6 protein-coding genes and 1 pseudogene are annotated in these 4,590 nt (G+C 34.2%); all 7 read left to right on the top strand.

The genetic code is table 11. The annotated features are described in order from the left end of the window. The coding region (locus LGK95_RS21835; protein ID WP_319001953.1) for a 4-hydroxyphenylacetate 3-hydroxylase C-terminal domain-containing protein at window positions 1–211 on the top strand (211 nt) is incomplete at its 5' end. 94 nt (window positions 212–305) lie between these two features. Then, window positions 306–593 carry a NifU family protein gene (locus LGK95_RS21830; RefSeq protein WP_226127008.1) on the top strand — a complete coding sequence of 96 codons (288 nt, stop codon included), beginning with the start codon at window positions 306–308 and terminating at the stop codon, window positions 591–593. After that, the gene (locus LGK95_RS21825) at window positions 593–877 is read left to right on the top strand and encodes a hypothetical protein (RefSeq protein ID WP_226127007.1); all 285 of its coding nucleotides are present in this window, start codon (window positions 593–595) and stop codon (window positions 875–877) included. Before LGK95_RS21830 ends, LGK95_RS21825 begins: the two co-directional genes overlap by 1 nt. A gap of 5 nt (window positions 878–882) precedes the next feature. Continuing rightward, the gene (locus LGK95_RS21820) at window positions 883–2,181 is read left to right on the top strand and encodes an acetyl-CoA hydrolase/transferase family protein (protein WP_226127006.1); all 1,299 of its coding nucleotides are present in this window, start codon (window positions 883–885) and stop codon (window positions 2,179–2,181) included. 74 nt (window positions 2,182–2,255) lie between these two features. Continuing rightward, a complete protein-coding gene (locus LGK95_RS22610; RefSeq protein ID WP_264174634.1) occupies window positions 2,256–2,390 on the top strand; it encodes a hypothetical protein in 135 nt (44 codons plus the stop codon). A gap of 41 nt (window positions 2,391–2,431) precedes the next feature. Further along, window positions 2,432–3,943: pseudogene (locus LGK95_RS21815) on the top strand (acetyl-CoA hydrolase/transferase family protein); the annotation flags it as partial. Window positions 3,944–4,011: 68 nt separating this feature from the next. Next, window positions 4,012–4,590 (top strand): aldehyde dehydrogenase family protein (locus LGK95_RS21810; RefSeq protein ID WP_264174633.1); only part of this gene is annotated, 579 nt, incomplete at its 3' end.

The following is a 4,590-nucleotide window of genomic DNA, read 5'->3' as shown; positions in this document are numbered from 1 at the left end:
AAAAGGTGTTGCATCTGTAACAACAGAAAATAGAATGAGAATATTAAGATTAATAGAAAATTTATCACTTGGAACAGCTGCAGTTGGTTACAGAACAGAATCAATGCATGGAGCAGGTTCTCCTCAAGCACAAAGAATAATGATAGCAAGACAAAGCAATATGCCACATAAAAAAGCACTAGCAAAAGTGATAGCTAGAATTAAAGAATAAATTATTAAATAAAAACATTACTACAATAGGATATATCTAAATATATGAGGGGGGCCGCTAGCCCCTCACATATTTATAATAATGGAGGGATCTTATGTTTGATGAAATTGAGAAAATCTTTGAGACGAACATTAGACCAAAACTAGCAGATCATTATGGAAATATTGAACTTGTTAGCTTCGATGATGGAATAGTTAAAGTTAAGCTTTTAGGGCAATGTAAAGGTTGTTTATCCGCAAAGTATACTATTGAAGATATAGTTGAAACTACACTTAAAGAAAAGATGCCTGAAATTAAAAAAGTAGTACTAATAAATGAAGTAAGTGAAGAATTGTTAGAGCAAGCTAGAAATATTTTAAATAAAAGTAGCAAGGTACGATAATGAAAATTGGAATTAAATATTGTGGAGGCTGTAATCCAACATATGATAGAACAGAGGTAGTCTCAAGGTTAAAGAAACATCTAAGTGAAGGTGACAGTGTTGAAACAATAAAACAAGGAATCATTTATGATATCGTTGTTATTTTATGCGGATGTAACAGGGCTTGCGCTAATTATGATAATCTGGAAGTTATATATGAAAAGATATTTATTACTAGTGAATACGATAGCGCTAAATTATTTGAAACAATAGATAAAATAAAACATTTGCAATCGGGAGAGTGACGGGCATGAATTTAAAAGAGATTTATGTATCAAAGGTTATTACTGCGAAGCAAGCGGCAGACAAAGTAAAGTCAGGAAATAGGGTAGTTATAGGACATGCGGTTGGAGAGCCAACAGCAGTTATAGATGCAATGGTAGCTAATTGTGAGGCTTATGAAAATGTTGAAATCTTGCATATGGTAGCAATGAACAAGGCTGAATATGCAAAACCTGGCATGGAAAAGCATTTTACACATAATTCATTATTTGTAGGTGGAAATACAAGGGAAGCAGTAAGCTCAGGAAGAGCAAATTTTACACCTTGCTATTTTTCAGAAGTTCCAAGCCTTTTTAAAGGGAAATTACCTGTAGATGTAGCACTTATTCAAGTTACAGTACCTGATAAGCATGGTTATTGTAGTTATGGTGTTTCTAATGATTATACAAAGCCTGCAGCAGATTGTGCAAAATTAATAATTGCAGAAGTAAATAATCAAATGCCAAGAACCATGGGAGATTCTTTTATTCATGTTTCTGAAATCGATTATATTGTAGAATACAATCATCCAATAGTTGAATTAAGTCCTCCTAAAATTGGAGATATTGAGAAGGCTATAGGAGAGCATTGCGCATCTCTAGTTGAGGATGGATCAACGCTTCAACTTGGAATAGGAGCTATCCCAGATGCAGTTTTATTATTCTTAAAACAAAAGAAGAACTTAGGAATCCATTCTGAGATGATTTCTGATGGAGTTGTTGAATTAGTTGAAGCTGGTGTTATTACAGGTAAGGCTAAAACTCTTCACACTGGAAAGATTATTGTTACTTTTTTAATGGGTACTAAGAGGCTATATGACTTTGCTGATAATAACCCAATGGTTGAAATGTATCCTGTAGATTATGTAAATGACCCAACAGTAATTATGAAAAATTCAAAGATGATATCAATAAATTCTTGTGTACAAGTAGATTTCATGGGACAAATAGCTTCAGAAAGTGTTGGATTAAAACAAATAAGTGGTGTGGGTGGTCAGGTAGATTTTATACGGGGTTCAAATATGTGTAAGGATGGTAAATCTATTATTGCAATGTCGTCTACCGCAGCAAGAGGAACAATTTCTAAAATTGTACCACTGCTTGATGAAGGTTCAGCAGTTACAACTGGTAGAAATGATGTTAATTATGTAGTCACAGAATATGGAGTAGCGCAACTTAAGGGTGAAAATTTAAAAGATAGGGCTAGAGCTTTAATAAATATTGCTCATCCAGACTTTAGACCTTCACTTATAAAAGAATGGGAAAAAAGATTTCAAACATCGTTTTAGGTTTTTAGGAGTAACAAACAAATGAAGAAAGGTTACATGTTTATAATACTAATGGCGCTACTATACTTGCTGTAATGATACTTGGTGAGAAGCTTGAAGTAAATATCATTATAGGAATTGAATTTATAATTGTAAGTTTGTATATTTCATTTAAGTCTAAGAGAGCTTCTGAGGTAGCACAGGTTGGTCAAGCAGTTACAAATAAATAATTAGAGGAAATGAGTTGTCTATTTAATAGAATTCTGGAGGTGCAATCTTGGCAAGTGAAAGAATAAGAAATGAAGAAATAATGAAAAAAGTTGTTTCGGCAGAAGTTGCAGCGAATCTTATAAAAGATGGAATGGTTATTGGAGTAAGTGGTTTTACTCCATCAGGCTATCCAAAGGCAGTTCCTTTAGCTCTTTCGCAAAGAGTTAAAGCGACTGGTGAGAAAATGAAGGTTACATTGTATAGTGGTGCCTCAGTTGGTGCGGAACTTGACGGTGAATGGGCTCAAGCTGGTATAATTTCAAAAAGAATGCCATACCAAACTAACAGTGATTTAAGAAACTGCATCAATAATGGTTCTACAGAGTATATTGATATTAATTTGAGCGTTATGCCTCAACTTGTAAATTATGGTTTCTTACCTAAAGTTAATGTTGCAATAATTGAAGCATTAGCAATTACAGAAGAAGGAAACATAATACCTACAACAGCAGTTGGTAATGCAGCTACTTATTGCGACAATGCAGATATAATAATAGTTGAAATTAATGAAAATCAACCTTTGGCACTAGAAGGTATTGCAGATATTTATACCCTAGAAAACCCTCCTTTCAGGAAACCAATTCCAATAACACATCCTGGAGATAGGATTGGAACACCTTATATAGAATGTAAACTTGAAAAGATTGCTGCAGTTGTAATGACAAACATGCCTGATAAAACAAGGCCTCTTGCACCAATTGATGAAACATCAAAAGCAATTTCAAAAAACTTAATCGCTTTTCTTGAGAATGAAGTTAAGGAAGGAAGATATGGAGAAAATTTATTGCCATTACAATCAGGTGTTGGTAGTGTAGCAAATGCTGTACTTGCAGGGCTTTGTGAATCAAATTTTAAAAACCTTACTTGCTATACAGAGGTAATACAGGATTCTATGCTTGATCTTATAAGATGTGGTAAAGCAGATATGGTATCTGCTACTGCCTTAAGTCCATCACCAATGGGAATGGAGAATTTTAGAAGAGACTTTGATAGTCTAAAAGATAAAATTGTATTAAGGCCACAGGAAATAAGTAATAATCCAGAAGTTATCAGAAGACTTGGAGTTATTGCTATGAATACAGCACTCGAGGTTGATATTTATGGTAATGTTAATTCAACTCATGTTATGGGAACAAAAATGATGAATGGAATCGGGGGATCAGGAGACTTTGCGGCAAATGCTTCATTAACTATATTTACAACAGAATCTATTGCGAAGAAAGGTGACATATCCTCAATAGTGCCACTAGTTTCACATGTAGACCATACTGAGCATAATGTTATGGTAATTGTAACAGAGCAGGGCACTGCAGATTTAAGAGGCAAGAGCCCGAAGGAAAGAGCACTTGCAATCATAAACAATTGTGCTCATCCTGACTATAGACCACAACTTTTAGATTACCTTAAAAAGGCAGAAAGCTGTAGTGGAAAGCATACACCACATGTACTATGTGATGCATTATCGTGGCATGTAAGATTTACAGAAACAGGAACAATGAAGAATAAAGCGTAATATATAGTCTCAATAATGAGTAAGACTTAATGCATAAACAATATACAATCAATAGGAGGAATATAAAAATGGACAATAAAGAATATATAAATGAACTAATGACTAAGGCGAGGACTGCTCAAGCGGCTATTGCAAACTATAGCCAAGAACAGGTGGATGAGTTAGTTAAAGTAATTGGTAAAGCTATATACGACAATGCTGAAATACTTGCAGAAGAAGCAGTAACTGAAACAAGAATGGGAAATTATGAGGACAAGGTAGCTAAAAATAGAGGTAAGGCATCAGTTATATGGAACAGCCTAAAAGGAAAAAAATCTGTAGATATTCTTGGACCAGAAGAAGGAAAAGAAGGAATATTATTAGTAGCAAAGCCAAAGGGAGTTATATGTTCTATTACTCCAACTACAAATCCAATAGTTACACCTATGTGTAATGCTATGTTTGCATTAAAAGGAAGAAATTCAATTATTGTTGCACCACACCCAAGATCTAAAAATGCTGCAACACATGCTGTTAATTTAATGAATGAAGCATTAAAAAAATTAGGAGCACCAGAAAACTTGATTCAAGTAGTAGGTGAATCAGATAAACACATAGCAGCAGCATTAATGGCAGCTGTTGATGTAGTAGTAGCTACTGGTGGAATG

The sequence above is a fragment of the Clostridium algoriphilum genome, from assembly GCF_020443705.1.
Lineage (GTDB): Bacteria > Bacillota > Clostridia > Clostridiales > Clostridiaceae > Clostridium_AD > Clostridium_AD algoriphilum.
Note: the sequence above shows the minus strand (reverse complement) of the source record. Positions and strands in the feature narration are given on the sequence as shown.